Genomic DNA, 1,093 nt, shown 5'->3' with positions numbered 1-1,093 from the left:
CTATAGAAATCCTGTTCGTAAAGGGTGTTGCTCATGGGGTCGGGTCGAACGGATTCTCAGTGTCGTGTGGTTTCTAGATTAGCATGGGTTGGGGGGGCAATTTAAGTCATTTGTTGTTGCGCTTTAGCGCGTTCTAGGACTGTTGAAATTGGACAGTCGTGATGACCCCTACGGACAGAAAAATGGGTTATAAGGGGCGATCGCACCCGGAACCCACCAACAATTTCGAGCATTTATTTTTCAAATTTGGAACGCCCACCCCCGCGCCTTTCAAAAACTGGGAGAAACGGGCAAAAATAAATCCGTAGGCGTCAAACACTCTTGATCTCCCACGGATTTTTTGAAACCGCTTTTGCCGGGATTAAGAGTCCGGCTCAAAACCGAGCGATCGCAACTGTTCTAATAATTGTTGCGCCTTCAATTCGGCTTCGTCTGCGCGTTGGCGTTCGGCTTCGGCTTCTTGATTGGCAGCATCGGCGCGTTGGCGTTCGGCTTCGGCTTCTTGATTGGCAGCGTCTGCGCGTTGCTGTTCGGCGTCGGCGCGTTGCTGTTCGGCTTCAGCGCGTTGCTGTTCGGCTTCAGCGCGTTGCTGTTCGGCTTCAGCGCGTTGGATCTCCTGTAGTGCGGCTTCTTCCGGAGTCGGGACTAACGTTCCGTCCGGCGTAAAATACCGCAACTTCTCATTTTCGATTCCAAGATACAAGCCGAGTTCCTGACTCCACCGCCAACCGCGATCGTTGGGTGGAATGTCCTGATATTGGTTCCCAATCAGCCGAAATCCTTCAAACTCCAAGGTATCCGGGGAAAACCAAAAATATTCGGGTGTCCGAAATCGGTTTTGATAGAGCCGTTTTTTCTCGGCGCGATCGGCGGTTGCCGTGGTGGGTGAGAGTAATTCGACAATTACATTGGGGTACTGTCCCCCCTCTTCCCACACCACCCAGGATCTGCGGGGACGCTTCTCAGTGGGTTGCACCAGGAAAAAGTCCGGCCCGCGAAACTCCCGGTTCCGCAATTGTTGACGGCTAAAATAGATCGTCAGGTTGGCACCGATAAAGAAATCTTCGCGATCGCGCCACAGCCACTCCAAACA

Annotated in this window: 1 protein-coding gene; it reads right to left on the bottom strand. The window is 52.6% G+C overall.

Features of this window, described 5'->3' with window-relative positions; all coding sequences use genetic code 11:
* Nucleotides 1–361: 361 nt before the first annotated feature.
* The coding region (locus LKE08_RS00635; protein WP_324702259.1) for a Uma2 family endonuclease at nucleotides 362–1,093 on the bottom strand (732 nt) is incomplete at its 5' end.

The organism is Lyngbya sp. CCY1209 (genome assembly GCF_035615495.1).
Classification (GTDB): domain Bacteria; phylum Cyanobacteriota; class Cyanobacteriia; order Cyanobacteriales; family Microcoleaceae; genus Limnospira.
The sequence above is the reverse complement of the archived record's forward strand: the minus strand, read 5'-3'. Positions and strand labels throughout refer to the sequence as shown.